General features: G+C 48.6%; 24 protein-coding genes and 2 pseudogenes. 19 read left to right on the top strand and 7 right to left on the bottom strand.

The genetic code is table 11. The features are described 5' to 3' along the window. Window positions 1–39 precede the first annotated feature (39 nt). Window positions 40–750, top strand: a complete 711-nt coding sequence (gene phoU / locus ACK5NH_RS00255; RefSeq protein WP_416917300.1) for a phosphate signaling complex protein PhoU — start codon at window positions 40–42, stop codon at window positions 748–750. Window positions 751–1,453: 703 nt separating this feature from the next. On the opposite strand, the gene ACK5NH_RS00250 is transcribed toward phoU, so the two are convergent. Beyond that, the gene (locus tag ACK5NH_RS00250; protein ID WP_416917299.1) at window positions 1,454–2,761 is read right to left on the bottom strand and encodes a DUF1254 domain-containing protein; all 1,308 of its coding nucleotides are present in this window, start codon (window positions 2,759–2,761) and stop codon (window positions 1,454–1,456) included. 140 nt (window positions 2,762–2,901) lie between these two features. On the opposite strand from ACK5NH_RS00250, the pseudogene ACK5NH_RS00245 reads away from it, so the two are divergent. After that, window positions 2,902–3,100, top strand: a pseudogene (locus ACK5NH_RS00245) (transposase); the annotation flags it as partial. A 67-nt stretch (window positions 3,101–3,167) separates the two neighbouring features. Here the strand turns inward: ACK5NH_RS00245 and ACK5NH_RS00240 are convergent. Next, on the bottom strand, window positions 3,168–3,473 hold the full coding sequence (locus ACK5NH_RS00240; protein ID WP_416917298.1) for a monooxygenase: 306 nt from the start codon (window positions 3,471–3,473) through the stop codon (window positions 3,168–3,170). A gap of 156 nt (window positions 3,474–3,629) precedes the next feature. Between ACK5NH_RS00240 and ACK5NH_RS00235 the strand changes: the two genes are divergently transcribed. After that, window positions 3,630–4,535, top strand: a complete 906-nt coding sequence (locus tag ACK5NH_RS00235) for a LysR family transcriptional regulator (protein ID WP_416917297.1) — start codon at window positions 3,630–3,632, stop codon at window positions 4,533–4,535. Window positions 4,536–4,854: 319 nt separating this feature from the next. Here ACK5NH_RS00235 and ACK5NH_RS00230 read toward each other — a convergent pair whose 3' ends face one another. Then, entirely contained in the window at window positions 4,855–5,250 is a 396-nt protein-coding gene (locus tag ACK5NH_RS00230; protein WP_088210702.1) for a VOC family protein, read from the bottom strand. A 161-nt stretch (window positions 5,251–5,411) separates the two neighbouring features. Between ACK5NH_RS00230 and ACK5NH_RS00225 the strand changes: the two genes are divergently transcribed. From ACK5NH_RS00225 to ACK5NH_RS00210, 4 genes are all read left to right on the top strand, one after another. Beyond that, complete coding sequence (locus ACK5NH_RS00225; protein WP_416917296.1) at window positions 5,412–6,017, top strand: DUF502 domain-containing protein; 606 nt, start codon at window positions 5,412–5,414, stop codon at window positions 6,015–6,017. An 80-nt stretch (window positions 6,018–6,097) separates the two neighbouring features. Then, window positions 6,098–6,220 (top strand): hypothetical protein, encoded by a 123-nt coding sequence (locus ACK5NH_RS00220; RefSeq protein ID WP_416917295.1) that lies wholly within the window; start codon window positions 6,098–6,100, stop codon window positions 6,218–6,220. Window positions 6,221–6,700: 480 nt separating this feature from the next. Next, window positions 6,701–8,677 (top strand): BCCT family transporter, encoded by a 1,977-nt coding sequence (locus tag ACK5NH_RS00215; RefSeq protein ID WP_416917294.1) that lies wholly within the window; start codon window positions 6,701–6,703, stop codon window positions 8,675–8,677. 88 nt (window positions 8,678–8,765) lie between these two features. Beyond that, the gene (locus tag ACK5NH_RS00210) at window positions 8,766–9,128 is read left to right on the top strand and encodes a YajD family HNH nuclease (RefSeq protein ID WP_011717601.1); all 363 of its coding nucleotides are present in this window, start codon (window positions 8,766–8,768) and stop codon (window positions 9,126–9,128) included. 25 nt (window positions 9,129–9,153) lie between these two features. Here the strand turns inward: ACK5NH_RS00210 and ACK5NH_RS00205 are convergent, their stop codons facing one another. After that, window positions 9,154–9,387 (bottom strand): DUF1289 domain-containing protein, encoded by a 234-nt coding sequence (locus tag ACK5NH_RS00205; RefSeq protein ID WP_416917293.1) that lies wholly within the window; start codon window positions 9,385–9,387, stop codon window positions 9,154–9,156. Between the two features lie 269 nt (window positions 9,388–9,656). On the opposite strand from ACK5NH_RS00205, the gene ACK5NH_RS00200 reads away from it, so the two are divergent. The 12 genes from ACK5NH_RS00200 (at window position 9,657) to ACK5NH_RS00145 (ending at window position 23,050) form a co-directional block, all read left to right on the top strand. Beyond that, window positions 9,657–11,015: a methyltransferase gene (locus tag ACK5NH_RS00200; RefSeq protein WP_416917292.1), complete on the top strand. Its 1,359-nt coding sequence runs from the start codon at window positions 9,657–9,659 to the stop codon at window positions 11,013–11,015. Window positions 11,016–11,269: 254 nt separating this feature from the next. Then, the gene (locus ACK5NH_RS00195; RefSeq protein ID WP_416917291.1) at window positions 11,270–12,319 is read left to right on the top strand and encodes a 3-oxoacyl-ACP synthase III; all 1,050 of its coding nucleotides are present in this window, start codon (window positions 11,270–11,272) and stop codon (window positions 12,317–12,319) included. A 172-nt stretch (window positions 12,320–12,491) separates the two neighbouring features. Beyond that, on the top strand, window positions 12,492–13,454 hold the full coding sequence (locus ACK5NH_RS00190; protein WP_416917290.1) for an alpha/beta fold hydrolase: 963 nt from the start codon (window positions 12,492–12,494) through the stop codon (window positions 13,452–13,454). Continuing rightward, the gene (gene oleC, locus ACK5NH_RS00185) at window positions 13,454–15,310 is read left to right on the top strand and encodes an olefin beta-lactone synthetase (protein WP_416917289.1); all 1,857 of its coding nucleotides are present in this window, start codon (window positions 13,454–13,456) and stop codon (window positions 15,308–15,310) included. Before ACK5NH_RS00190 ends, oleC begins: the two co-directional genes overlap by 1 nt. Window positions 15,311–15,452: 142 nt before the next feature. After that, window positions 15,453–16,577 carry a 2-alkyl-3-oxoalkanoate reductase gene (oleD, locus tag ACK5NH_RS00180; protein ID WP_416917390.1) on the top strand — a complete coding sequence of 375 codons (1,125 nt, stop codon included), beginning with the start codon at window positions 15,453–15,455 and terminating at the stop codon, window positions 16,575–16,577. Between the two features lie 77 nt (window positions 16,578–16,654). Next, window positions 16,655–16,894: a DUF3624 domain-containing protein gene (locus ACK5NH_RS00175; protein WP_416917288.1), complete on the top strand. Its 240-nt coding sequence runs from the start codon at window positions 16,655–16,657 to the stop codon at window positions 16,892–16,894. 475 nt (window positions 16,895–17,369) lie between these two features. After that, window positions 17,370–18,353 carry a TerC family protein gene (locus ACK5NH_RS00170; protein WP_416917287.1) on the top strand — a complete coding sequence of 328 codons (984 nt, stop codon included), beginning with the start codon at window positions 17,370–17,372 and terminating at the stop codon, window positions 18,351–18,353. Window positions 18,354–18,785: 432 nt separating this feature from the next. Continuing rightward, window positions 18,786–19,091 (top strand): hypothetical protein, encoded by a 306-nt coding sequence (locus ACK5NH_RS00165; protein ID WP_416917286.1) that lies wholly within the window; start codon window positions 18,786–18,788, stop codon window positions 19,089–19,091. A 272-nt stretch (window positions 19,092–19,363) separates the two neighbouring features. Next, complete coding sequence (locus ACK5NH_RS00160; RefSeq protein ID WP_416917285.1) at window positions 19,364–21,085, top strand: phospho-sugar mutase; 1,722 nt, start codon at window positions 19,364–19,366, stop codon at window positions 21,083–21,085. A 153-nt stretch (window positions 21,086–21,238) separates the two neighbouring features. Next, a complete protein-coding gene (locus tag ACK5NH_RS00155) occupies window positions 21,239–21,622 on the top strand; it encodes a VOC family protein (protein ID WP_011623292.1) in 384 nt (127 codons plus the stop codon). A 169-nt stretch (window positions 21,623–21,791) separates the two neighbouring features. Next, entirely contained in the window at window positions 21,792–22,241 is a 450-nt protein-coding gene (locus ACK5NH_RS00150) for a GyrI-like domain-containing protein (RefSeq protein WP_416917284.1), read from the top strand. Between the two features lie 110 nt (window positions 22,242–22,351). After that, window positions 22,352–23,050 carry a helix-turn-helix transcriptional regulator gene (locus ACK5NH_RS00145; RefSeq protein WP_416917283.1) on the top strand — a complete coding sequence of 233 codons (699 nt, stop codon included), beginning with the start codon at window positions 22,352–22,354 and terminating at the stop codon, window positions 23,048–23,050. 66 nt (window positions 23,051–23,116) lie between these two features. On the opposite strand, the gene ACK5NH_RS00140 is transcribed toward ACK5NH_RS00145, so the two are convergent. The 3 genes and pseudogenes from ACK5NH_RS00140 to ACK5NH_RS00130 all read right to left on the bottom strand — a co-directional run bounded on the left by ACK5NH_RS00140 (window position 23,117) and on the right by ACK5NH_RS00130 (window position 25,085). Then, window positions 23,117–23,419, bottom strand: a complete 303-nt coding sequence (locus ACK5NH_RS00140) for an AzlD domain-containing protein (protein ID WP_416917282.1) — start codon at window positions 23,417–23,419, stop codon at window positions 23,117–23,119. Beyond that, window positions 23,416–24,183 (bottom strand): AzlC family ABC transporter permease, encoded by a 768-nt coding sequence (locus tag ACK5NH_RS00135; RefSeq protein ID WP_416917281.1) that lies wholly within the window; start codon window positions 24,181–24,183, stop codon window positions 23,416–23,418. Before ACK5NH_RS00135 ends, ACK5NH_RS00140 begins: the two co-directional genes overlap by 4 nt. A 66-nt stretch (window positions 24,184–24,249) precedes the next feature. Beyond that, window positions 24,250–25,085 (bottom strand): annotated as a pseudogene (locus ACK5NH_RS00130) (AraC family ligand binding domain-containing protein). Window positions 25,086–25,098 lie beyond the last annotated feature (13 nt).

The following is a 25,098-nucleotide window of genomic DNA, read 5'->3' as shown; positions in this document are numbered from 1 at the left end:
CATCTAGGCGTTGATACAGTTGAGTAAAAGGTTGGCCAAATGGAAAATATGAATTTAAACAAACATATCTCTGGGCAATTTAACGCCGAGTTAGATGATATCCGTAACCGTGTACTCGCCATGGGTGGCTTGGTTGAGCGTCAGTTAGAGCAAGCCATCGACGCCTTAAGCACCTTAGATGCCGAATTAGCGCAAAAGGTGATCACCGGCGATCACAAAGTGAATGGCATGGAAGTCTCGATTGACGAAGAATGCACCCGCATTATCGCCAAACGCCAACCGGCAGCGAGCGACTTACGTCTGATCATCGCGATTTCAAAATCGATTGCCGATCTAGAGCGTATCGGTGATGCCTGTGTGCGTATCGCCAAGGCCGCATTAGATAAGCGTTTGAATAATCAGCAGCCGTTATTAGTCAGCATTGAAAATATGGGCCGCCATGCGATTCGTATGTTGCACGCAACGCTCGATGCCTTAGCCCGTATGGATGCCGATTCGGCGCTGGAGCTTCATAAAGAAGATGCCAAGCTCGACCGTGAATACGAAGGCATTATCCGTCAATTAATGACCTACATGATGGAAGATCCACGCTCAATCCCCGATGTATTAGACGTACTCTGGGCAGCCCGTGCGGTTGAGCGTGTCGGCGATCGTTGTAAAAATATCTGCGAATACATTATTTACTACGTGAAAGGTAAAGACGTTCGCCATACTTCCTACGAAGATATGGAAAAGGATATGAAGGACTAAACGCCTTTTATCACACGGCTTTATCCACAAACGCTCTGCCTAACCGCAGAGCGTTTTTGTTTGAGGGGGTTAAATGGGGATGGCCTTGAATAGACGATAAGTAGGTTGGCAAGTTTGTTCGTTTTGACGATGGGCGAGCCATGGTATTTGCTTAACGACACGGTGAATAGAAACCTAGGGTTTCTAAGCTTATGAACGAGAGCCATGGATGGCAAACTGGCCTTTAAACAAGGATGTTGTTCAAGTCCATCCATGGATGGAGGGCCGCCCGGTTTGATGTGAATGGACTCACGAATGCCGCGATGGCATGGATGCCAAAATGCGGCCACGGGGCGGACGGTCGTCTCGCTAATCACCATGGCTCACCTTTTTAGCATCGCCGTAGCCTGTAAATTTTAAAGAAATAAACAGCACGTTTTGGGACATAATGAACTTGATTCCTAGCTCTAACTCAGAAGTTTCGGTTTAAAATTTCTATGGATTAACCTTAAATGTTAATCCCCCACAAACTTGGAATCACCACCGGCTACAGTGGCAGTGCATTAGCGGCAGCGACCGGACCAAAGCCCGACCGCCGCGCTAATCTGTTTTACTGTTAATTGGTCTTATTCACTTGCGGCATCGCCCACTTGCCTGAGAGGACCTCGTCCGAAGGTTGATACAGTCGGTACTCCAGCAAGAAATCACCAGCTGGTGCTGGTAGCTAATTTGCCGCGTTCTCGCCCGTCGGTTTTTGGTGCGAGATAGGTATGGTGATCGAACCGTCCGGGGCAGTTCTAAGTCCTGGTGTATCGGGACCAACCTTGTAACGCCCTATCTCATTGGCCACTAACATCTTATCGTCCGCGTTGTACAGGGTCAGTGACCAGAACGCTCCCACCGGTGGCGGAGAATCCATCTTGATCACATACTGGTTCGCGCCACTGAGTGTCTCACCCTTACTGTCCGTATAGCGGATCGGATACATGGCTTCGCGCTGCCCCTGTCCACCCAGATATGGCCCTGAAACCAAGGCACGCATGGGGTAATTGAAGCCGAAGTTATCCAAATCAGTAACCCAAGTCCAACCGTTTCGTATGGATGATGATGGGCCTTCAAGTGATGAGATCGCAGCGGCTGGACCGTCAGCCAGCCCCTCTGCCATGCCCTTGCGGGTCTCAGCACTCAACTTGCTGGGGTCGAAGCCATTTTCAGTCAAGCCGATGCGCGTAAACTGAGCAAACAAGGCCTTGTCGGCAGGCTTAACGGGGTTGGCTTTGAGCACTGCTGCTAGATCATAGAAAAAAGCGAACTCGTCGTTTGCTGATTTAGGTAGCGGCGGCAAAGTGGCTCCTGCCTTACCGCTGAGTGGCGCAACAGTGAACTTTTTCTGAAGCGCAAATAGCGGTGCTGTGTCTTCACCTTGTTTGACCCGCAACCGTCCCCACAGCCAGACTTTACTGGTGCTGACATCTAGACGTTTGGCATCTTTTGGTAGTTCTCCCTTCCAACCAGGTGGCACTAGCACGTACTTCCCAGCCTTAGTGCCCGTCACACGGCGGCCCACGTAGTGCTCCAGCTCTTGCCACATATTGAACACATTGATCACGTAATAGCGGTCATTTGTGTCCGGTACGGTTAAAACATAGGGTTCGGTGAGATTGAGCACCGCACTCATATAGTAAGTGTCGTTGTTGGCTGCCGGCATATCTTTGGCGTCGGGCGAAGCGAGCTCTGTGGCCCAGCCAATTTGCCCGAGCGGTGCACGGTAACTCGTCGCAGGCTTTGGCGATGGCACATTGATATATTCGCGCACCACGCGCTCCATTCTCACAAGTGGGTAGCCCCAGTAATACGCCATAACAGCTAAGCTGTAGCCGTCAGCACGCTGGCCCTTCTGAATGACCTCGGGTGAACCTGGCGTTGATAACAGCAAGTCTTGACTTGAATTAATTTGCGCTGATGCATTCCCCCCGATGGCAAGAGAGATTGAGAGAACACAGATTTTTAACTTACTTGGTAATTTCACCATAGCTTTTTTCCTTTTCTCTTAATGGAAGGGTTTCGTCCTTTATGTTCCAGTTTCTTATTATTGTTCATTACTAGACATAACATGACTTTTTTCGAAGCCTATGATCAGATCTGCATCATTTACAGACCAACCAAGCCACTGTGCCTAAATCTCGCTATAAAACGACGAACTGGATCACTACACCAAGCCTTAATTTACCGAGGTCTACTTACCTTTTGGATTGATGAAGAAGCCATCGCCAGTTGGCAAACTAAAGCAGAGCAAGGTAAGAAAGGTCGTCCACGATTGTTTAGTGATTTGTCCATAACCACACTCATGGCTAAGCGTATTTTCAATATGCGTAAAACTAGGTTGTTCAACGACTGGAGTGGACCTCGTTCAGTAGACATCCTATGACTATTATTAACTAGTCGTTGATTGGGCCTTTATTAATGGTTGTTAATGGCTGGTTCACGTCAAAAATTAAGCCGCGAACTTCATTCACGCCCATCTCTTTTAAGCGTGCGCTATGCATTGCCAGGTAAGTCTCTGCACTGCGTTGGTCTTCAAAAAGGTAGACGCCACCAGCCAGTTTTTCGGCTTGGTTTTCTGTCCAGATTTTCCAGATCATACCCGGTTCATTGTTGATAGACTTTGCTAGGTCAATGAGTGCGTTCGACATATCTTCGCCAAATGGGCCGTTAAAATCAAAATCGACTTGTAATAATTTCATGATTATTTCTCCAAACAGTTACTTGGTATTGCACTGAGACTGATGGTCATATCGCAAAACATAGGAGGCTTGATTGCCTGTTTAGATATATATTACCTTTAAAAAACAGACAGAAAAGTTCATAATTTTGCCATTAAATGTCAGGATTTTAGACCGATGAGATTAAAAACCACCCTTGACCAATGGCAAACACTCCATGAGATAGATCGTGCAGGAAGTATCCAGGCTGCAGCATTGCAACTGAATAAGAGCCATACCACGCTGCTCTATGCGTTGAGAAAACTGGAAGATCAACTGGGCGTTTCGCTGGTTCAGATTGAAGGTCGCAGAGCGGTGTTATCTGAAGACGGTAAAGCGTTATTGCGCAGGGCTAGCAGCATGCTGGAACAAGCGCGAGAACTTGAGCTGTTCAGTGAGCAGTTAGCAAAGGGGGTTGAGTCTGAAATAGTGGTCGCAGTTGATCATTTGTGCTGTCTTGAGCGCCTTTATAAGCCGATGGCTAATTTTCTGGCAGAGAACAACAGTACATCTATACAAGTGGTAGAAACATCACTATCGAAGACCACTGAAATGGTCACTCAAGAATTAGCCGATGTTGCCATCATTAATCTCCCCATCACCAATTACCCTGCGGAAGCCTTTGGTTTTACTAAGATGGAGCCTGTTGTGGCGAGTTCGCATCCGCTAGCTAGGGCGACGTCTATATCGCTCAATCAGCTCTCGTCGCTACCACAAATTGTGGTGAGAGATTTAGGCTCGGTTGAAAAGCTGGGCGAAAAAAAAGACGTGGGCTGGTTGAAGTCGAGTCAGCGCATTACGGTTGATAATTTCGACCATGCCTTTGGTGCGGTAGTGCAGGGGGTGGGTTATTGCAGGCTACCTAAGCATATTATAGATAGTCGAGGCAGCGAGAAACTGACTGTGCTGAATGTGAAAAATGGCAGTGGCTATCATGTTCCATTACATCTGACTTTACCTAAAGGAGTAAAAACGGGGCCCGCTACAAAACGTTTTTATGAATTGCTTCTTGAGTCAGCCTCTCCCTTTCCTTCTACCTCTTGATCAATCTCCAAATCAAGTTCGATCTGAAACTAGTGAGACGGGTTGCCGTTCAAGAATAGCAAGATACATTCACCAATGTAGTGAAGCCTTTCTTCTTTCAACTCGCCGCTATCGTGTCCGAAGACTACATTGTGAATCGCCACCAATACCGCATTCACTTTGTATCATTACTAAAATTTGGTCAATGATTAAACACCTTACGAACACGACACAGCTGCCAATCACTCTCTTTGGAGCAAATTCCGTTTGCCCTCGATTAATCCTGTCAGCTGCTTTAAGAGCCTATTTCGCTGAGATTAAGCAAGGTTTGTGTAAGCAATCACAGCGCGCAGGCGGGCAAATATTCGGATAATTCCAATAGATTCAAATCGGGATCGCGGATATAGACGGAGTTGATGCGGCCTGTCGCGCCGGTGCGCAGTACTGGGCCTTCAATAATCGCAACTTCAAGGCTGTTTAAGTGGTTAATCACTTCTTCGATATTGTGGCTGACCACAAAACAGAGATCGGCACTGCCGGGTGTGGCAAGGTTTGCTTTAGGCTCAAATTCGGCGCCTGCTTGGTGAAGATTGATTTTTTGATCGCCAAAACTCAATGCGATACGGCCCTGACCAAATACGGACTTTTTCATCCCTAACACGCGTTGATAAAAGTCGACGCTGGCCTCGATATCTTTCACGGTTAACACTAAATGGTCTAGGCGGGTCACGCGCATATTCTTTCCCTCGATGCCGTAGCGGTTTGTTATTGGTTTTCTCTGCGCCTTACCTTACATCAAGTGCTGGTGCAAAAGTGACTCTGTGGTAGCATTTAACGCGCTTTTTAGCGTAAATAATTTATGCCTTTTTTTATCCCATTGGATTTGATGAGATTGTAATGAAGAAAACCTTAGCCCGTGGCTTAATGAACCTGCTGCCCATGGCTTTAAGCCTGTGGTTGTTTTGGTCATTGTTTGTATCGTTAGATGGTTTAGGGATTTTTATTTTAGAGTTGGTAGGGATTAACCAACATTTTGTCGGCGCGGGCTTTATCTTAGTCGTGGCCATAGTGTTTGCGGTGGGTTTGTTGTTTTCGGTGAGCCCGATAGTGTGGCTCTATGGTTGGATTGAACGTCAGCTGATGCGTTTTCCGCTGTTTAAATCTGTCTATGGCAGTATTCGTGATATCGCTTCCTTAATGAACCGTGAGGGTAAACCTAATACTCAACAAACCGTGTTGGTTAAGCAAGCCAATGGCGGGTTTGTGGTGGGCTTTATTATGACGGATACACCACCTCAACCCTTACTCGATTCCTTACCCGAAGGGGATTGGGTGCCTGTGTTATTCCAACTCAGTTACCAAATGGCGGGGGTGACTAGCTTGGTTAAACGCGAAGATCTGATCCTCGTCGATTGGTCCTTTGAAGAGGCGATGCGCTTTAATTTAACGGCGGGGATTTCCCAAACGCCGAGCGCGGCAACGGTAAAAACCAAAGTCGAATAAGCCTATTTTGGTTTTTTGAATCAAATAAAATCATTTTTGTGATACAATCCGATGGCGATTTAATAAGTCGCCATTTTTTTATGCTGATTTCGCTCAAGCAATTTAGCATTATCCATGCCTCTATTGAGCGTTATTTCGACAGCATGTGGTCTCTGTTCGAAGGCGTCTCAGTTGGGCTTAAGCAAGGCTGTTTCGATACATAGCTAATATTGCTATGAATAGTCGCTATCTTTTAGTTACGAGTCGTTATCAGCTACTAACGAGCTTCTGTTACTAATCAATAGGCCTTGCATTCCTCACACTCGATATCACGCGATATCGAACCGTTTACATGCATTATGTGCCATTTAGGTTGAACCACGGCTCCGTCGCCATGGTGTCGATGCTCGCCGTCTTCGAGATGACGACGGATTCCTAAATGGCATTGCACAACAGCGGGTTAGCTGTTTATTGAGTTACTTGTTTACCGATTTTACTGTTGAGCAAACGGGGATAAAGTGAGGAAGTGCTATCAACACGAGTATGACATCACAAGGAATTGCCGACTGCGAGCCCTTGTCATGGATTATTTGTGCATATTTCATCCTGGTCACATACTGCTGAGGCAAGAGTTATCTATTATTGAGCTATCTCTTCAAAATTGAAGGGATTTCAATAGGAATTGCCTAATACAAGGGAGTTTTATGTCTATCAAGTCGAGTATAAATCCACCGGTTTTTTATTCGTCGGTCTTTTTTATCACATTAATGGTGATGATCTGCGCCATTTGGCCCACCGAGGCCAATCACTTTTTTAAATCCATGCAGTCTTGGTTAGAAGTGAAGGCGGGCTGGTTATATATCCTTGGTGTGGCGATTTTTCTGATTTTTATCATCTTTGTCATGGTCAGTCGCTTTGGCGACATTAAGCTCGGCCCCGACCATGCCGTGCCTGATTATAGCTATAAGAGCTGGATTGCCATGCTGTTTTCGGCGGGGATGGGAATTGGGTTGATGTTCTTTGGCGTCGCAGAACCCGTTATGCATTACTTGGCGCCGCCCGATGCGACGCCAGAGACTTTGGCTGCCGCCAAAGAGGCCATGAAGATTACCTTCTTCCACTGGGGCATTCATGCTTGGGCGATTTACGGGGTTGTCGCACTGAGTCTGGCCTATTTTGCCTATCGCCATAAGTTGCCACTCTTGCCCCGCAGCGCACTCTATCCTTTAATCGGTGAGCGCATCCACGGCCCGATTGGCCATTGCGTCGATACCTTTGCGGTATTGGGGACTATGTTCGGGGTGGCGACTTCCCTAGGGTTTGGGGTGTTACAGGTTAACTCGGGGCTAAGCTATTTATTCGAGCAACTGCCTAATAACACCACGGTGCAAGTATCGCTGATTATTGGCATTACCTTACTCGCAACCCTGTCGGTATTTTCGGGGCTCGATAAAGGGGTGAAGCGCTTAAGTGAGCTTAACTTGGGGTTAGCTCTTATTCTGCTGCTGATTGTGTTAATCCTTGGCCCAACAGTGATGTTGCTGCAAGCCTTTGTGCAAAATACTGGTAGCTATCTTAGTGATATCGTTAATAAAACCTTTAATTTGTACGCCTATCAACATAAAGAAGACTGGCTTGGCGGTTGGACGCTGCTCTACTGGGGCTGGTGGATCTCTTGGTCTCCTTTTGTCGGCACCTTTATTGCGCGGGTGAGCCGCGGCCGTACCATACGTGAGTTTTTAGTCGGGATTTTATTTGTGCCTTCGGCGCTGACCTTCCTGTGGATGACGGTATTTGGTAACTCGGCCATCGACGCCATCATGAATCAAGGGGCGACATACCTGAGTGATGCGGTCAATACCAATGTACCTGTGGCCTTGTTTGTGTTTTTTGAACATATGCCGTTCCCGCATCTCCTGTCGGGGATTGGGATTTGTTTAGTGGTCACCTTTTTTGTGACTTCATCGGACTCAGGCTCGCTCGTGATCGATAACCTGACATCGGGGGGCGATAACAATGCGCCTGTCTGGCAACGGGTATTTTGGGCTCTGTTGCAGGGAGTGGTGGCCTCGGTGCTGCTGCTTGCAGGCGGCTTACAGGCATTGCAAACGGCTGCCATTGCCAGTGCTATGCCATTTTTATGCGTGATGCTGCTGATGTGTTTGGGTTTGTATAAGGCTCTGAAAGACGATTGGCTTAAGATCAACAGTGTGCAGATGCATACCACCAGTGTGCAATACGCTAAGACCAATATCAGTTGGGAGGAACGCATTGAGGTGTTAGTGTCCCATCCTACTGAAGATGAGGCGCGGGTTTTCCTCAATAATGTCGCGACGCCAGCGTTATCTAAGGTGTGTCAGCAATTTATGACCAAAGGCCTGACCGCGGATTTAGAGTATCTCGACGGCAAAGTGCGACTGGTGATCAGTAACGAGTCCTATCAACCCTTCGTATACGGTGTGCGAATGCGCTGTTTTGAAATTGTCAATCCCGTCGGTGAAGAGTTAGAGCAGGGCAACAACTGGTACTATCGCGCAGAGGTGTACTTAGAGCAGGGCGGCCAACACTATGATGTGATGGGCTATACCGAAGAGCAGCTCTTGGCGGATGTGGTTACCCAATACGAGAAATATCTGCACTATTTGCACTTGTCCAATGCCGATCAAGGGCATGTAACCTAAACGCTTTGCGTGTCAGAAATATTGCCCCAAGGAATAACTCGGATTATCCTTGGGGCACTTTTTTAGGGGTCATCAGTTAGGTGTGAGCATGTCAGCAAATCCAGGACAGAGTAAGTTAGATCAAGTCTTAGCCCAAGAGCGGGAATACCGTGCAAAGCGTGAGGGCGGTTACCGCGAGCAGGCGCTCAAATTGTATCCTTGGATCTGCGGCCGCTGTACCCGCGAATTTACCTCAAAAAATTTAAGCGAGTTGACGGTTCACCACAGAGATCACAACCACGATAACAACCCATCCGACGGCTCGAATTGGGAATTATTGTGCCTGTATTGCCACGATAATGAGCATTCACGCTTCGAAGAACTGATCCGTTACGGTAGCACCACCGAAACCAAGCAAGCGGCGGCGACCTATAATCCCTTTGCCGATTTAAAGGCGATGATGAAAAAGTAGTGGTAAAAGTAAAGAGCCTGAAATGTCAGGCTTTTTTTGCAAGACGTGCCTCGGCTTCAAGCCATTTGGCGCGGCTTAGCACCTGTTGATTTTCGTCGCCTTCGAAATGGGCTTTGCGGGCGGGGAGTTGCGCAATAATCGCGGCGTGTTCAGTATCGCTGGCGTCGCGCCAAGTGACTATCTCATCGATATGGCGAAAACAGCCCATGCAATAATCTTCATCATTTAAGCCGCAGCGGGCAACACAGGGGGAGAGCATACTTTTCCTCTACAACTCTTCTCTTTAAATGGCGTTTTTAGCGTATAAACACTTATGGATTGCCAGCAGGTATAGCAAGCAGAGTAAACAGCGGCGATAGTAGCAGCTTTAGGCGCCATTTGGGCAGCGATAATACGGTGAAATGCGCCTTGATATTCGTAAAGTCTTAATGACGACAGCACCTTTCACAACAGCGCTGTAATGAATACTTGGCGGTTAGGGCCCATAAGATAAGGCAAGTGGAAACGTCAGAGTGAATCAAGTTAAGCATGGCAATTAAGCACAATAATCATAAGTTTGGCAGTCATATGCTCGAGAGTCAGGAGCCACTTAGGGCGCACTTTATCCAATTGGATAAGCTACTCGAGCAGAGCCGCGCCCTGTGGCAAGTGCGCGCCTTTGAGGCAAAAGCATTGCCTTGGGAGGCGCAATTCCCAACGCTAGCAAACATTCTTTGGGCGCTTGATGATGCCGTGCTCGATACTTTGGATGCCGAGGAATCGGCGTTAGTCGATGCCTTATCGCCCGCACTCAAGCAGGATCTTGCCGCGTTAGGACTCGAGTGGGATCTGTCTTTACTTATATCGTCCTTTGCCGAACTTTCGCAGGGCTCAGAGATTGACTCTAATATTGGCTCTGACGATATTGAAACAGCTACTTCACCTATTATTGAACTTGCAGAATTGGCTCACTTTAGCGCCCATATTAAAGGCCGTAAATGGGAGCAAATTACCGCCTTTGTGCAGCATTTGCCAGATGCGGGATTACCCGTGCTCGAGTGGTGTGCGGGCAAAGGGCACTTGGGCCGTTTGATTGCCAAAGCGCGTGGGGTGGATGTGTTAAGCCTCGAGTGGCAGGCGATGCTCTGTGAAGAAGGCCAAGCCTTTGCCGATAAATGGCATTTATCACAGCGATTTATCTGCGCCGATGCCTTCGCTATCGCCGATAAGGCTAGCGACAATACCGCTCATCAGGCAAATCCATTTTGCGCCCAGCAACAGGCGGTAGCGTTGCATGCCTGTGGCGATTTGCATGTGCGTTTACTGCAATTGGCCGTAGCTGCGGGCACGCAGGCGCTGGCAATCTCACCCTGTTGTTACCATTTAATTCAAGCTAATCAATATCAAGGCCTATCTACTCTCGCCAAACACAGTGCCTTACGCTTAAGTCGCCATGACTTGCAATTGCCCTTACAGCAGAGCGTGATTGCTAATACCAAGCAGCAGGCGCTACGTCATCAAGAAATCGCTTGGCGGCTCGGTTTTGATGCGCTGCAGCGTCATAGCCGTGGCATAGATGCTTATTTACCCTTACCAGCGATAAAACAAAGCCAACTGAGTGGCTCATTTGCCGATTTTTGCCACTGGGCAGCGGCGCAAAAGGCGGTTAACTTAGCCGCAGATTGTGATTTTGACGCTTGGCTTGAGATAGGCAAACAGCGACAAAGGTTAACTCGGCGCATCGATTTGGCCGCGCATTTATTCCGCCGTGCGCTGGAGCTATGGTTAATTCTCGATCGCTGCTGTTTTTTGCAGGAAAGTGGCTATCGGGTAACCCTGAGGGAATTTTGTGCAACCAGCGTGACGCCGCGAAATGCGCTGATTTTGGCGCAAAAATCGAGCGATTGAAAAATAATCTGAATAATGAGGCCATACTTGCCTGTTTTTTATGAAGTATTTCTTTATTAGTTCATTTTGAATTAACGGATAGGCGGCATGATCTGCACAAGGGCTTATAAGCTCTGTGAGACAAGTCTTAGGTGAAAGATGGTTTTTTATTGAATCATCGGGCTTTTCTTGTTCAAATGTCGCCTTAATGACAAATAACAACTAAAAACTGACCTAAAAGATCAGTGATCTTAGTGAGCGAATAAAACAGTTTCATGAAATATTCCCGCGTATTTATTAATAGCCTTGCCTATGAACTGGCACCTGTGGTGGTTTCCAGTAGCGAGCTAGAATCTCGCCTCGCGCCTTTATATCAAAAATTTCGCATTCCTATGGGGCAACTTGCGGCGTTAACGGGCATTACCGAACGCCGTTGGTGGCCTAAAGGGCATCAATTGTCCGATGGAGCGATTAAAGCGGCGCACAAGGCGATTGCAGAAACGGGAATAGATGTCGCCGAACTGGGCGCTGTGGTGTATACCGGCGTTTGCCGTGACCAGCACGAACCCGCCACCGCTTGCCGGATTGCGGCGGCATTAGGTGTGTCGAAGGACACGGCGATTTACGATATCAGCAATGCCTGTCTTGGGGTGTTATCGGGCATTTTAGACATAGCTAACCGTATTGAGCTTGGCCAAATTAAGGCGGGCATGGTGGTGTCCTGCGAATCGGCGCGGGATATTGTCGATGTGACTATTGATAATATGCTCGCCGATCCGACCATGCAGAATTTTGCTCAGTCGCTGGCGACCTTAACCGGCGGCTCAGGCGCGGTGGCGGTGATCCTGACCGATGGCAGTTTGCCGCTGACCAATGTGCGTAAGCATCAACTGCTCGGCGCCTCCCATTTATCTGCGCCGCAGCACCACCAACTGTGTCAGTGGGGCCTGCAGGAAGTGGGTCACAATATTTACCGTGAGTTTATGCGTACCGATGCTGTGACCTTACTCAAAGAAGGGGTCGAGCTGGCGAAACACACTTGGGAGCATTTCCTCACCCAGCGTAATTGGTTGGTCGAGCAGGTAGATAAAGTGATCTGCCATCAGGTCGGCGCCTCAAACCGCAAACAGGTCTTGAGCGCGTTAAACATTCCGCCTGAAAAAGAATTTCCAACATATCAACTGCTTGGCAATATGGGTACAGTCTCTTTACCCGTCACAGCGGCTATGGCGCATGATCAAGGCTTTTTACGCCCCGGGGATCAGGTGAGCTTTTTAGGTATCGGTAGTGGCTTAAACTGCATGATGCTGGGCATTAAGTGGTAGTTTTCCAAGGATTGTTATCAGCCTTAGCCAATGCTTTAAAGAGCAAGGTTCACTAGGGCATTTTTTATGCTTATTGGTTTAGCGATGGGCATTAGCTAAAGCAAGGTGAAGGCGAATTTGCCTGCACAGGCTACCAAAACAAAAACAATTAGAACAAAAGATAGGAAGCGTCATGTTAGACACTCTGTTGCCGTTTAAACGTCATTTTCTTAGCCGTAATGGCAACAAGCTTCATTACATCAATGAAGGCCAAGGTGAACCTGTGGTCATGGTGCACGGTAATCCAAGTTGGAGTTTTTATTACCGTAATCTCGTGAGCGCCCTTAAGGATACTCACCAGTGTATCGTGCCCGATCATATTGGTTGTGGCCTGTCGGATAAGCCGGATGACAGCGGTTACGATTACACCCTTAAGAATCGCATTGACGATTTAGAGGCGCTGCTCGATAGCCTAAAGGTAAAAGAAAACATTACCTTAGTCGTCCACGACTGGGGCGGCATGATCGGCATGGGCTATGCTGCGCGTTACCCTGAACGAATTAAACGTCTGGTGATTTTAAATACCGGCGCCTTCCATTTACCCGAAACTAAACCCTTACCGCTGGCACTGTGGATCTGCCGAAATACGCTGCTCGGCACAGTGTTAGTCCGGGGTTTTAATGCCTTTTCATCGATTGCCTCCTATGTTGGGGTAAAGCGTCAGCCGATGTCTAAGTACATTCGTGAGGCCTATGTCGCGCCGTTTAACTCATGGGCAAATCGCATTTCGACCCTGCGCTTTGTGCAGGATATTCCGCTAAAACCGGGTGATAGAAACTATCAACTGGTATCGGATATTGCCGCTAGCCTGCCAACGTTTGCCAAGGTGCCGACACTGATTTGCTGGGGTTTACAGGACTTTGTGTTCGATAAGCACTTTTTAGCCAAATGGCGCGAACATATGCCCCATGCACAGGTGCATGAATTTGCCGATTGTGGTCACTATATCCTCGAAGATGCGAGCGATGAGGTGATTACCCATATCAAACACTTTATGGCTGAGACACAAACGCCTGAGCCAGAAGTGCAGCCTGTTGAAACGGTGCAGGTCACAGAGCCTGAGGCAGAGACTCAAGCGCCGCAGGCCGCAAGCTAATGGCCAAGGTGGATGATGCGCCGCTCGGCGATGGGATATCTGCCGCCGAGCAAGCAAGCGATGCCAATATTTGTCGGCATTTAAAGCTGGCCGCCCATCACATTCCCCATCATCTCGCGGTTGCGGTGCAACAGGGCAAGGGTAAATCCCTTGCCAATCTGACTTACCAAGAACTCGATTTTATTAGCCTCGATAAACAAAGCGATGCCATCGCCTTTGCGCTCAATGCCCATGGGCTGACGCGGGGGATGAAGGCAGTGCTGATGGTCACCCCGAGTCTGGATTTTTTTGCGTTAACTTTCGCCTTGTTCAAGGCGGGGATTATTCCTGTGCTGGTTGATCCTGGCATGGGGATTAAAAACCTTAAGCAATGTTTTATTGAAGCTGCGCCCGATGCGTTTATCGGTATTCCTAAAGCCCATATCGCCAGACGCTTATTAGGCTGGGGTAAGGGCAGTGTGCAGCATCTTATCAATGTGGATGGCAATCCAAGCAGGCTTGCTGGCATGCTATCGCGCTTACTCACAGGTGCGCCAAGTTTAGCGACGGTACTCTTATCAACAGCTAAGTCGTCGACATCGAAGTCATCTACAGCTAAGTCATCTGCTACTCAGTCACCTGCGGCAAAGTTGCCGGAACAGGGCGAGTACCCGATGGCGCTGCTTAGGCATGATGAGATGGCGGCGATTCTCTTTACCAGTGGCAGCACGGGGACGCCAAAAGGCGTTGTCTATAGTCACGGCATGTTTGAGGCGCAAATTCAAGCGTTGAAGCAGGATTATGGCATTGCACATGGCGAGCGTGATTTAGCAACATTCCCGCTATTCTCCCTCTTTGGTCCGGCGCTCGGCATGGCATCGATTGTGCCTGAGATGGATGCCAGCAAACCGATTACGGCCAATCCTGAATTTTTATTTGCCGCCATAGAGAAATATCAATGCAGCAATATCTTTGTTAATCCAGCCTTGCTTGAACGTTTAGGCCGCGCCGGTGAACAAACCGAATCGAAGAACCAGCACAAACTCAGCAGTGTGAAACGCGTGATTTCCGCTGGCGCGCCCGCGACCATTGCCTCGATTGCCCGTTTTAGCAAAATGCTCAGTGACGGCGTGCCTGTACTCAATTCCTACGGCGCAACCGAATCCTTACCCATCAGCATGATCGCCAGCGACGAGCTATTGACCACGACTCAAACCACGGACTATGGCGGTGGAATTTGTGTCGGCCGCGCCATCGATGGTGTCAGTATCGAGATTATTGCCATCACTGAAGCTGATATCCCTGAGTGGGATAATGGCTTGCGTCTTAACGCGGGGGAAATTGGCGAGATAGTGGTAACAGGCCCTATGGTGAGCCAGTCCTATTATCGCCGCGAAAAGGCAACTACGGCGGCCAAAATCTGGGATCGCGAGCAGCAAACCTTTAGACACAGAATGGGTGATTTAGGTTATCTTGATGACAGCGGCCGCTTGTGGATGTGTGGTCGCAAAGCCCATAGAGTGGATGCCACCCAAGGTGGGCAGTGTATTAAACGTTATTATTCCATTCCGACTGAGCGTATTTTTAATACCCATCCGAATGTGAAGCGTTCGGCGTTAGTGGGGATCAAGGTAAAGGGGCAAGGTGGCGCAAGTGAGATTGAACCACTCATCTGCATCGAGCTTGACCAATCCTTGGTCTGCAATAAGAGCGCGCAGCTCTATCAAGAGTTGATGGCGATTGCCGAGCAATATCGCCAAACTCAGGGGATTCGGCGTTTTCTCATTCATCCCGATTTCCCCGTGGATGTGCGCCACAATGCCAAAATATTTAGAGAAAAATTAGCCGTTTGGGCGCAATCGCAAACCAAAGGCTGATTTCAATTTAGCTAATTTTTAACTTAAATAGGGTCGAAATTTCGACTGTTTGTTCGTGGCACGTTTTGCCGCGAGTGGTGCCTTGTTGCACTTAATCACTGAACTGAATACTAAGATGACACTCACTGTCACGGAATGCGATATGACTGACAACTCTGCTGTTCTCCAAGCCGATGCGACACAAACTGGCCGTGGCGATAACCTCGTTCAAGCAGGCTTTGATCCGCGTGAGCAAACTGCGCTTCATGCCTTGGCGGCTAAGATCAGCCATGCCTTTGTTACCGGTGCGGGGGGATTTTTGGGTAAGGCCATTTGCCGACGTTTGGTCGCGGCTGGGATTAAGGTTACAGGCTTTGCCCGTGGACATTACCCAGAGCTTGAAGCCCTTGGCATTACTATGGTGCAGGGGGATTTAGCTAATCCAGAGCAAGTCAAACAGGCGATGCAGGGCTGCGATATCGTGTTCCATGTGGCCTCAAAGGCGGGTGTCTGGGGTGATAGAGACAGTTATTTTTGCCCCAATGTAAAGGGTGCCGCCAATGTGATTGCCGCTTGCAAAGCGCTTAAAATCAGTAAATTAGTCTATACCAGCACCCCAAGCGTGACCTTTGCGGGCGAGGATGAATCGGGTATCGATGAGTCGACGCCCTACGCCAGCCGCTTTTTAAATTATTATGCTCACTCCAAGGCCATCGCCGAGAAGATGATGCTCGATGCCAATCAATCCTCTTCAGTGACGGCGTATGCGTTAAAGACGGTTGCCCTGCGGCCGCATTTGATTTGGGGACCGAATGATCCGCATCTAGTGCCGCGGGTGCTCGCCCGTGGTCGTTTGGGTAAACTTAAGCTGGTGGGGCGCGAGGATAAACTGGTCGATACCATTTATATCGATAACGTCGCCTATGCCCATATTCTGGCGGCTTTGGAGCTTTGCCAAGTGGCGCCCAAGTGCCAAGGGAAAGCTTATTTTGTCAGTAATGATGAGCCAGTGACTATGGCCAAGATGCTGAACCTCATCTTAGCCTGTGATGGACTGCCGCCTGTGACCGTGCGAGTGCCACAGACCCTGGCCTATGTGGTGGGCGCTGTGTTAGAAACGGCGTATCGACTGCTGAATAAGCAAGAAGAACCGATCATGACGCGCTTTGTCGCTAAACAGCTTTCCTGTAGCCATTATTTCGATATCAGCGCGGCAAAACGGGACTTTGGCTATCATGCTTTAGTGTCGATAGAAGAGGGGATGAAGCGCCTTAAGGCATCGCTCTAGTTCTTTATTTAACAAGGGTTTGGGCTTACTTCGTGTTATCTTATGACATCACGGTAACCTAATGGATTAAAGCGTTAATGGCCTGCGACGATTGTAATACTTCAATATTTCGGCAAAAGATTGGCCGCTGCAAACGCTGCATGTGGCAGTTGACGCTGCTGTCGCTTATCGGTTGGCCTTTGTGGTGGTATCTCTACAGTGACGCTCCTCGAGAGGTCAACTCCATCGCCTTACTGTTTTTCTGCGTAGCCTTTACGGGCCTGTTGTTACTGCACCTTGTGGTATTAGTTGTGCGCCGCCTGCTTGGGCGCGAATAGGTTTTTCACTTCTTATCGAATCACGCTTTTATCCCTTGTTGTGAGTGACCACGCTCGCTATTGTGTTATTTCAAGTGGCCTTCTTGCACGCTGATTTTTTCATTTTCGCTTAATGCTCAAGTGTTACACAGTGCGCGGAAACACATAGATTTTCACATCTTTAGCTAAGGTATAAGCCCTATCGCTTTGTGCTTGTTAAAGCGAGAGTTGTGATGAGTTAACGAGAATATTTTGACTCAGTTATCCCGTTAGCTTAAGGGTGAAGCTTAAATCTGACAAGGAGTCGATGACTGCTTAGGTGATACAAATTAGTGTAAGTTGTGGTTTTTACAGCTGCGTGTGGGTTTAAATAAATATTAGTCTGACATTTTAGGGTTTTTATACTGTTTCACGGTTTTTGGTATCGCTTAGTACTAAGATCATGTGTGGCAATGCGGCCGAGAAAACTCGGTTTTTTTAGGTTTTAGGGAGTGTTATGGAGTTTTTAACCACGCTATTTGTGGGCTACCCGATATGGGTTTGGTTAATGTTTTTTGGTTTTGTGTTGGCATTGTTAGCCTTCGACTTAGGTGTGCTACACAAAGAGCAGCACGAAATTACCGTGGCAGAGAGTCTTAAATTATCGGCCTTTTACATTTGTATGGGCTTGTTATTTGGCGCTTGGCTATGGTGGTACAAGGGTTCCACTGCGGGGATGGAGTATCTCACGGGGTATCTTATCGAAAAGTCCTTATCTATGGATAACGTCTTCGTTATCGCGCTTATTTTCAGTAGTTTAGGCATTCCCCGCCTGTATCAGCACCGAGTGTTATTCTGGGGTATCATGGGTGTTATCGTGCTACGTGCCATTATGATTGGTTTAGGCGCGGCGCTTGTGGCGCAATACCAAGGCGTGTTGGTGTTGTTTGGCCTGTTCTTGATATTCACTGGTATTAAGATGCTCTTCTCCAATGACGAGCACGGTGATATTCAGGATAATAAGTTTTACAAGTGGTTACGCTCTAAAATGCGTTTTACCCCAAGCCTACATCAAGAGAAGTTTTGGGTAAGGGGTGAGGAGCATCAACTTAGCAAAGGCTGGTGGGCAACTCCCTTGTTCTTGGCTCTGATCTTAGTCGAAACCGCGGATCTGGTATTTGCGGTGGACAGTATCCCGGCGATTTTTGCGATTACCCAAGATCCTTTTATCGTCTATACCTCTAATATCTTTGCTATTTTAGGTCTGCGAGCATTGTATTTTGCCCTCGCGGCCATGGTGCATCGCTTTGAGTACCTCAAGTACGCGCTGTCAGTCGTGTTGGTGTTTATCGGCGTGAAAGTGGGGCTGGTGTACTTTAATCATGAAGGCATTGTGGACTTTAAGATCCCTACGGCATTATCCCTTGGCGTCACCTTCGGCCTCCTGCTGGCGGGCGTATTATTCTCCCTGTGGAAGACGCGCGAGCATAAAGCAGATTGATGTTTTTAATACATAAAACTGGCGCCATAGTGCGCCAGTTTTTCTTTGATTATCCCTTATACCAGCAGTGCATTCTCAGCCCCTTCCACCGATGAAATATTTTTATTTGCGGTTTTTAGGTTTGGTAAAAGTGTGCAAACTGTTCTATTTTTCGTATAGACAGACGTTTGGCTCGATCTTTTTCTACCTGAGTAATGCCTTGCAGTGCATCGAGTCAGATATAAAGAGTCTGTTTTCATCAAATTGTACTAATAACAATAAATTATTAGCACCATCAACTTTGTGGCTTAGCTCATTATCTCCTTGAATGGAGCAACTGTTGGGCTTATTCAGCGATCTTGGCCGTTGCGCCACGCCATCATTACAAATAACGAATAGATGACAGCGAGCCAGGCCGTTGGCGCCGAGGTTCGTACTACGAGGAGAAAGATCATGTCTATGGTGAGTGCGAAGGAATTTGCTCATTGGTTAATGAAACGCTTCGAGGGTATGGAAAAGGGCGTGAGTTTAACCCGAGAAGATATCAATCAGCTGACCGGGCGCCAAAATTTTTCATTGGTGTTTGTCCATGATATCCACTACGAATTGATGCGTTTTGGCATCGCCTTTGTAACTGATACGGGGCGCGATACTTATTATCTTGTACGAGTATGTGATAAACCTTGGCGCAGTCAACTGGAGCAGGACTCTGAAAAGGAGCTGTTCTCTAACGTAGTGTCGATTAATTTGCTGCGTTAAGACGGCAATCCGTGGCTTGGAACAGTGCAAATTTGCTTGAGGTGGTGAGTGCTTTCGACACGCAACAGAGTGCTGCTGCGCAAGCACGACAGTCCCTGTTGCATAAGGATTAACAGGGTTAACAAACCGCGTCTTTGCGTTACTTCATCTCTCCTAAGTTCGTCACACTCTCCCTCTTTACACTTAAATCCGCCGTGAAAAGTACAAATTCGCTTGTTCTTCGGCATGGATTTTCCTAAGGTGATTGAAAATGATTTTCACTGAGGCCCCCTATGAATACCCAATTGCAATTACAGGTTAAGCATTGGCTCGAAAATGACCCCGAACCCCGCAATCAGGCACAACTGCAAGCTTTAATCGACGCTGGAAATGATGCCGAACTTGAGGCGCGTTTTGCGGGACGTTTAGAATTTGGAACCGCCGGATTACGCGGTGTGGTGGGCGCGGGTCCTATGGGCATGAATCGCCTAGTGATCCGCCAGACATCTGCTGGGCTTGGTGCCTATCTACTCGAACAAATTAAAGATGCCGCCGAGCGCGGAGTCGTGATTGGTTACGATGGCCGCCACGATTCACGCACTTTCGCCCATGATACCGCCAGTGTGCTCACCGCGATGGGGATTAAAGTGCGCCTCACCGCCAAAGTGGCACCAACACCGCTGGTGGCCTTTGGGGTTAAGCATTTTAATGCCGCCGCCGGTATTGTGGTGACCGCCAGCCATAACCCGCCACAATACAATGGCTACAAAGTGTATTGGGAAAACGGCGCGCAAATTATCCCGCCCCATGACTCAGGTATCGCCGCTAAGATTGAGCTGGCGGCAACCCAAGTAATTCCGTTTATGGATCAGGTGGAGGCGACCAAACAGGGCAAGCTTATCTGGTTGCAGGACGATTATTACGAAACCTATCGCCGCGGCGTGATGCACGCCAATGTGCTGCAAAATAACACCGCGCCCGAAAAAGTCAGTCTTGCCTATACCGCTATGCACGGTGTGGGTGCTGAAATGGCGGAAACCGTGCTCAAAGATGCAGGTTTTTCCCAAGTGTATTCGGTGGCGGCGCAGCGCGAACCCGATGGGGATTTCCCAACGGTTAATTTCCCGAATCCGGAAGAAAAGGGCGCGATGGACTTAGTCATCGCCGAAGCAAAAAAGTATGGAGCCATGCTCGCCTGCGCCAATGACCCCGATGCCGACAGATTTGCAGTTGCGGTACGTAAGGATGATGGCGAGTATCGAATGCTAACGGGTGACCAAGTGGGTGTGCTCTTTGGTCATTATCTGTTAAGCCATGCGAGCAAGGATCAACGTCTGGTAGGCACGACTATTGTGTCCTCCAGTCTATTATCTAAAATCGCCAAAGGCTTTGGCGTTGAAAGCTATACCACGCTCACCGGTTTTAAGTGGCTGATGAATGTGGGAATTGCGCAGAGTCAGCCTGACAATCAATTCCTGTTTGCCTACGAAGAGGCACTGGGTTACACGGTCGGTAGCATGGTGTGGGATAAGGACGGCCTGTCAGCTCTCGTCGCCTTTGCCCAATTAACCGCCGAGCTTGCCGCCAAAGGGCAAACCATTTGGGATAGACTCGAGCAGATTTATCGCGAGCAGGGTTTTCATCTCAATGCCCAAGTCAGCATTGCCTTAAAACCCGACACGCCTAATATCGGCGCGTATCTGCGTGAACATCCGACGTTGGCAATTGGTGAACATGCCGTGGTGTCGACCGATGATCTCAAGGCGTTAGAGCGCCGCTTTGCCGATGGCAAGGTTGAGAAAATCAATCTGCCCGCCAGTGATGTATTAACCTACCGCTTAGCCAATGGCGCGCGGGTGATAGTACGGCCATCGGGCACTGAGCCTAAAATCAAGTGTTATTACGAGGTGGTCCAGCCAATGACGGCGCAAGACACCTTGGCCAGCGCCCAAGCACGGGCAACTCAGGCGATGGAGGCGTTTATTTCTGCCCATCAGGCGAGCCTACCTAAATAAGCGCTTTTAGCGCACTCAATAAAATCAGCTCAACTCAAAGGCTACTGACATGATGTTGTCAGTAGCCTTGTTTTATTCTTGTTGTCGTTCGCTGGTGAATCACATTTATAACATGATGAATCATCGGCATTTTTCAACAAGGAGAAAGTGAAAATGTTATCAATTGCACCGTTAGTCTGGGGTGAAATTCCTGTCAGTGATATGGATCGTGCCATCGCTTTTTATCAACAACATTTCGGGGTTGAATTTAAACGTGACGATATGGAAGACATGCAATACGCGACGCTCGTAACAGAGGAAGAAGGCGCCGCCAGCATTGGCCTCGTTAAATGCAGCATGAGCAAACCGTCGATGGAAGGTAGCACTGTATACCTGCATTTCAGTGCGCAATTGCAACCTTTAGTGGATAAACTCGTGGCCGCCAATGTGACTATGCTATTGCCTGTAACGCCTATCAAAGACGGCGGTTGTGGCTACATCGCCCTGTTCGTGGATAGCGAAGGCAATAAGGTTGGCCTCTGGTCGCAAAATCAGTAATGTAAACTCTGCAGAGTCGTGCCTTGGCACGGCTCTTGGTACTGATGTTTACGCCGATCTTTAATTCAAGTGGATACAGTAAGTTCTGCGGACAAGAGCGATATGCAGTAACGTCTCGCGATAGCCTTAAACAAGCAACAGCAAATTTCAGTGATGAAGGTAAAGGATAATGGAACAGGTTTTTATGGCGGCTCAACCTATGCTTGGGCTGAGTACGCGCACCAAAAATAGCGCCGAAATGGCGGGTGAGGGCGGCAAGATTGCAGCGCTTTGGCAGACATTCTTTGAATCATCACAACTCACGGCGATGCTCGATTCTCCCATGTATGGGGTTTACTACGACTATGAATCGGATATGACGGGAGACTATTCGGTTTTAGTGGGGAAAAGCGTTGAGTCTGTAAATGAAACTGGCCCTTTTACCGCGTTGCTGCTACGAGAAGGAAACTACCTTAAGTTCAGTGCACAAGGGGAAATGCCCCACTGTGTGGTTGATCTTTGGGGACAGATTTGGCGCTACTTTAGTACACCTGATTGTCCGCATCAGCGTGATTATCAAACGGACTTTGAGGTCTATCGAAGCGCCGATAAGGTCGAGATTTATATCGGGATCGCGTAGGCCGAATCCATAACGCTTTGCCTGTACAGTATCGCTTGGGCGGGTAAGCTTTAGCGGTTAAGATCCCTAAACTTTCGCAGCAAAGTTAATTTGAGGTGTGATTACTGTCCATGCGCCGTGCCGACCGCCTATTCCAAATAGTGCAAATTCTTAAACATCGACGACTAACGACCGCCCAAGAGCTGGCGGACCGTTTAGAAGTCTCGACTCGCACTGTGTACCGCGATGTGCAGGATTTGTGTTTGAGCGGCATTCCCATTGAAGGGGAGGCGGGCGTGGGCTATCTATTGCGCCACGAGGTGAATGTGCCGCCACTAATGTTTAACGAGGCCGAATTAGAGGCAATTCAAGTCGGCATGCGTATGGTACAAACATGGGGCGGCAAAGAGCTTGGCAGTGCGGCGCGCCAGGCGATGATAAAAGTGGAGGCTGTACTACCTAAGCGTTTGCAAGCCTATCAATCCTTGATGTTTTCGCCGGATTTTTATTTAGATTCCAACGAGTTTCAGTTTCTCGATCCGCTGCGTAATGCGGCCCAGCGCCGTGAGTACGTCAAACTCTTCTATCAAGATGTGAATAAGGCTCTTACCGAGCGCGAAGTGCGGCCGCTCGCCATCTATTTTTGGCGCGGTACTTGGACCTTGCTGACCTGGTGTGAGTTACGCCAAGATTTTCGCAACTTTCGGGTCGATCGTATCACAGGGTTATTAAGGCTTAACCGCCATTTTGAACCGACGCCCGGGCAGGAATTAGAGGATTATATTTGTTTGATGGATGCTCAAATGAGCCAACATGAGGCAGAAAAATAAAGCCACTAGGGAGTGGCTTTATTGTTATCAGTCTTGCTTTGCTTATTAGCTTCGATAACTGCATGGTTAATGAATAGCAAAGAAAAGTCCCATGCTCAGCACTGTGGTCAATAGGGTATTACGCGTGACAAATGCGAATACCGTTGCGACCACAGCGCATATCAAGTAGCTGTTATCTAAGCTTAAATCGAGTTTTCCTTCCTGCACAAATACGATAGGTGCAAAGATGGCCGTGAGTACGGCGGGCGCCGAATAACTCAAAAGGGTCTGAGTGTTTTTACTCAGCCTTAGCGGCAGTTTTGGTTCGAGCAGTAAATGCCGACTGATAAACACCACCGCCGCCATTGAAAAAATCATTAACCAGATCATAGTGTTTCCTCAGCTTGGGTGGCGGTCGTGTCGGTTTTTGGGGCTGACTTATGTTCGCCCGTGACTTTGGCATAGAGCACGCCAGCGCTCATTCCCGATAGGGCAGCAATTAACAGTCCCGCCTGAATATCCAGCAAGGCGCATGCCACAGCTAAGGTGAGCGAAACCAGCACACAGACTAAGATGGACGGTTTTTTCACTGTGGGCACTACGAGGGCAATAAAGGTCGCGGCAATGGCAAAGTCGAGTCCTAATTCACCTAAGTTGTCGATGGCATTGCCGGCAATAATGCCGAGCAGGGTGGCGAGGTTCCAACCGAGGTAAAAACTCAGGCCGCCTCCCAGTGCGTACCAAGGATCGAACTTGTGCAGCTTGCCTTGGTTGGCGATGGCAAAGAGTTCATCGGTCAATAAAAAGCCCAGAGTGAGGCGCCATTTCAGTGGTAAGGGGCTGATTTGGCCGCGCATCGCCATGGCGTACAGCAAGTGACGCGAGGTGATCAGCAAGGTCGTGATTAAAATGCTCCACAGTCCAATCCCCGCCTTAACCATGCCGAGCGCGACCAATTGCGCGGCGCCCGCAAAAATAATGGCCGACATGGCCTGACTTTCTATTGGTGTCAGTCCGACCTCTATCGCGAACGAGCCTGCGAGGATCCCCCAAGGCACTACGGCAATGGTGAGTGGCAACATGGCGAGTGTGCCCTTGAAAAACGCCTTGGTCTTACTGGATGAATGGGTGTGGACAATATACGGCTCTGACACTCTGACTCCTCACAACTGCTGGAATAAAAAGAATATAAGGGGTTAAGGCTAACGTAACATCAGGGTTTAAGCTTGGATAATATTGCGGCCAATCCCCTTGGCAAATTGCCCTGGGGTGAGTCCGACAGTCTTTTTAAAATGGCGGTTTAAATGGCTTTGATCATGAAAGCCGCATTCCATGGCAACATCCAGTAGCTTAATACCTTGGCCTATTTTTTGTTTTGCCAGTCTGACTCTGGCCTGAGTTTGATAGGCGTGAGGCGGCAGACCATAACAACGTTGGAATTGTCTGAGCAAATAATAGGGGCTTAATCCTGCGAGTGTTGCCAACTCTTCGAGGGAAATATCGGCCGCGGGATGATCGTCAATAAAGGATTTCACCAAAGCTAATGCAGGCTTAGCGTTTGCCCCCAAGTGTTCACTGGGATAATTTCGGCCATGGCGTGCCATCAGTTGTGTCAGGCTCGAATAGACCAGACTTTCGCGCAGTAGACGATTGTCCGAGGTATCTAAGGTGCTAAAAGTGAGGCGCAGTAATTCGGCAAGCTCAGGATCCTGCACTACGGGTTGCGGGAAATAGGGCGCGCCGCGAGTTGAAGTGAGCTCTTGGGTAATATTGGCAAATTGAGCGGGGACTGGATACATAGCACGATAGGACCAGCCGTCCTCGGTGGCGCTACAGCCATTATGCACTTCGTCGGCATTGACAAGAATAATGCTGTGCTTTGGCGCCACATGGTTGCCACCGGTACGATAAAAGCGCTGGGTGCCCGTTTCAATCACGCCAACCGTGTAACCTTCGTGGGTGTGGCGACTAAAATTTTGTTTATGGTAGTGAGCGTTAAGTAGCTCAAGGCCCCCAGTTCATTGGCGATGTGGTAGGCCGCATGTTCAGTGTTCATTCGGCCTCCTATA

Origin of the sequence: Shewanella sp. (genome assembly GCF_047975355.1) — a bacterium.
GTDB lineage: Bacteria > Pseudomonadota > Gammaproteobacteria > Enterobacterales > Shewanellaceae > Shewanella.
This window is presented reverse-complemented; position numbering and strand designations above follow the sequence as displayed.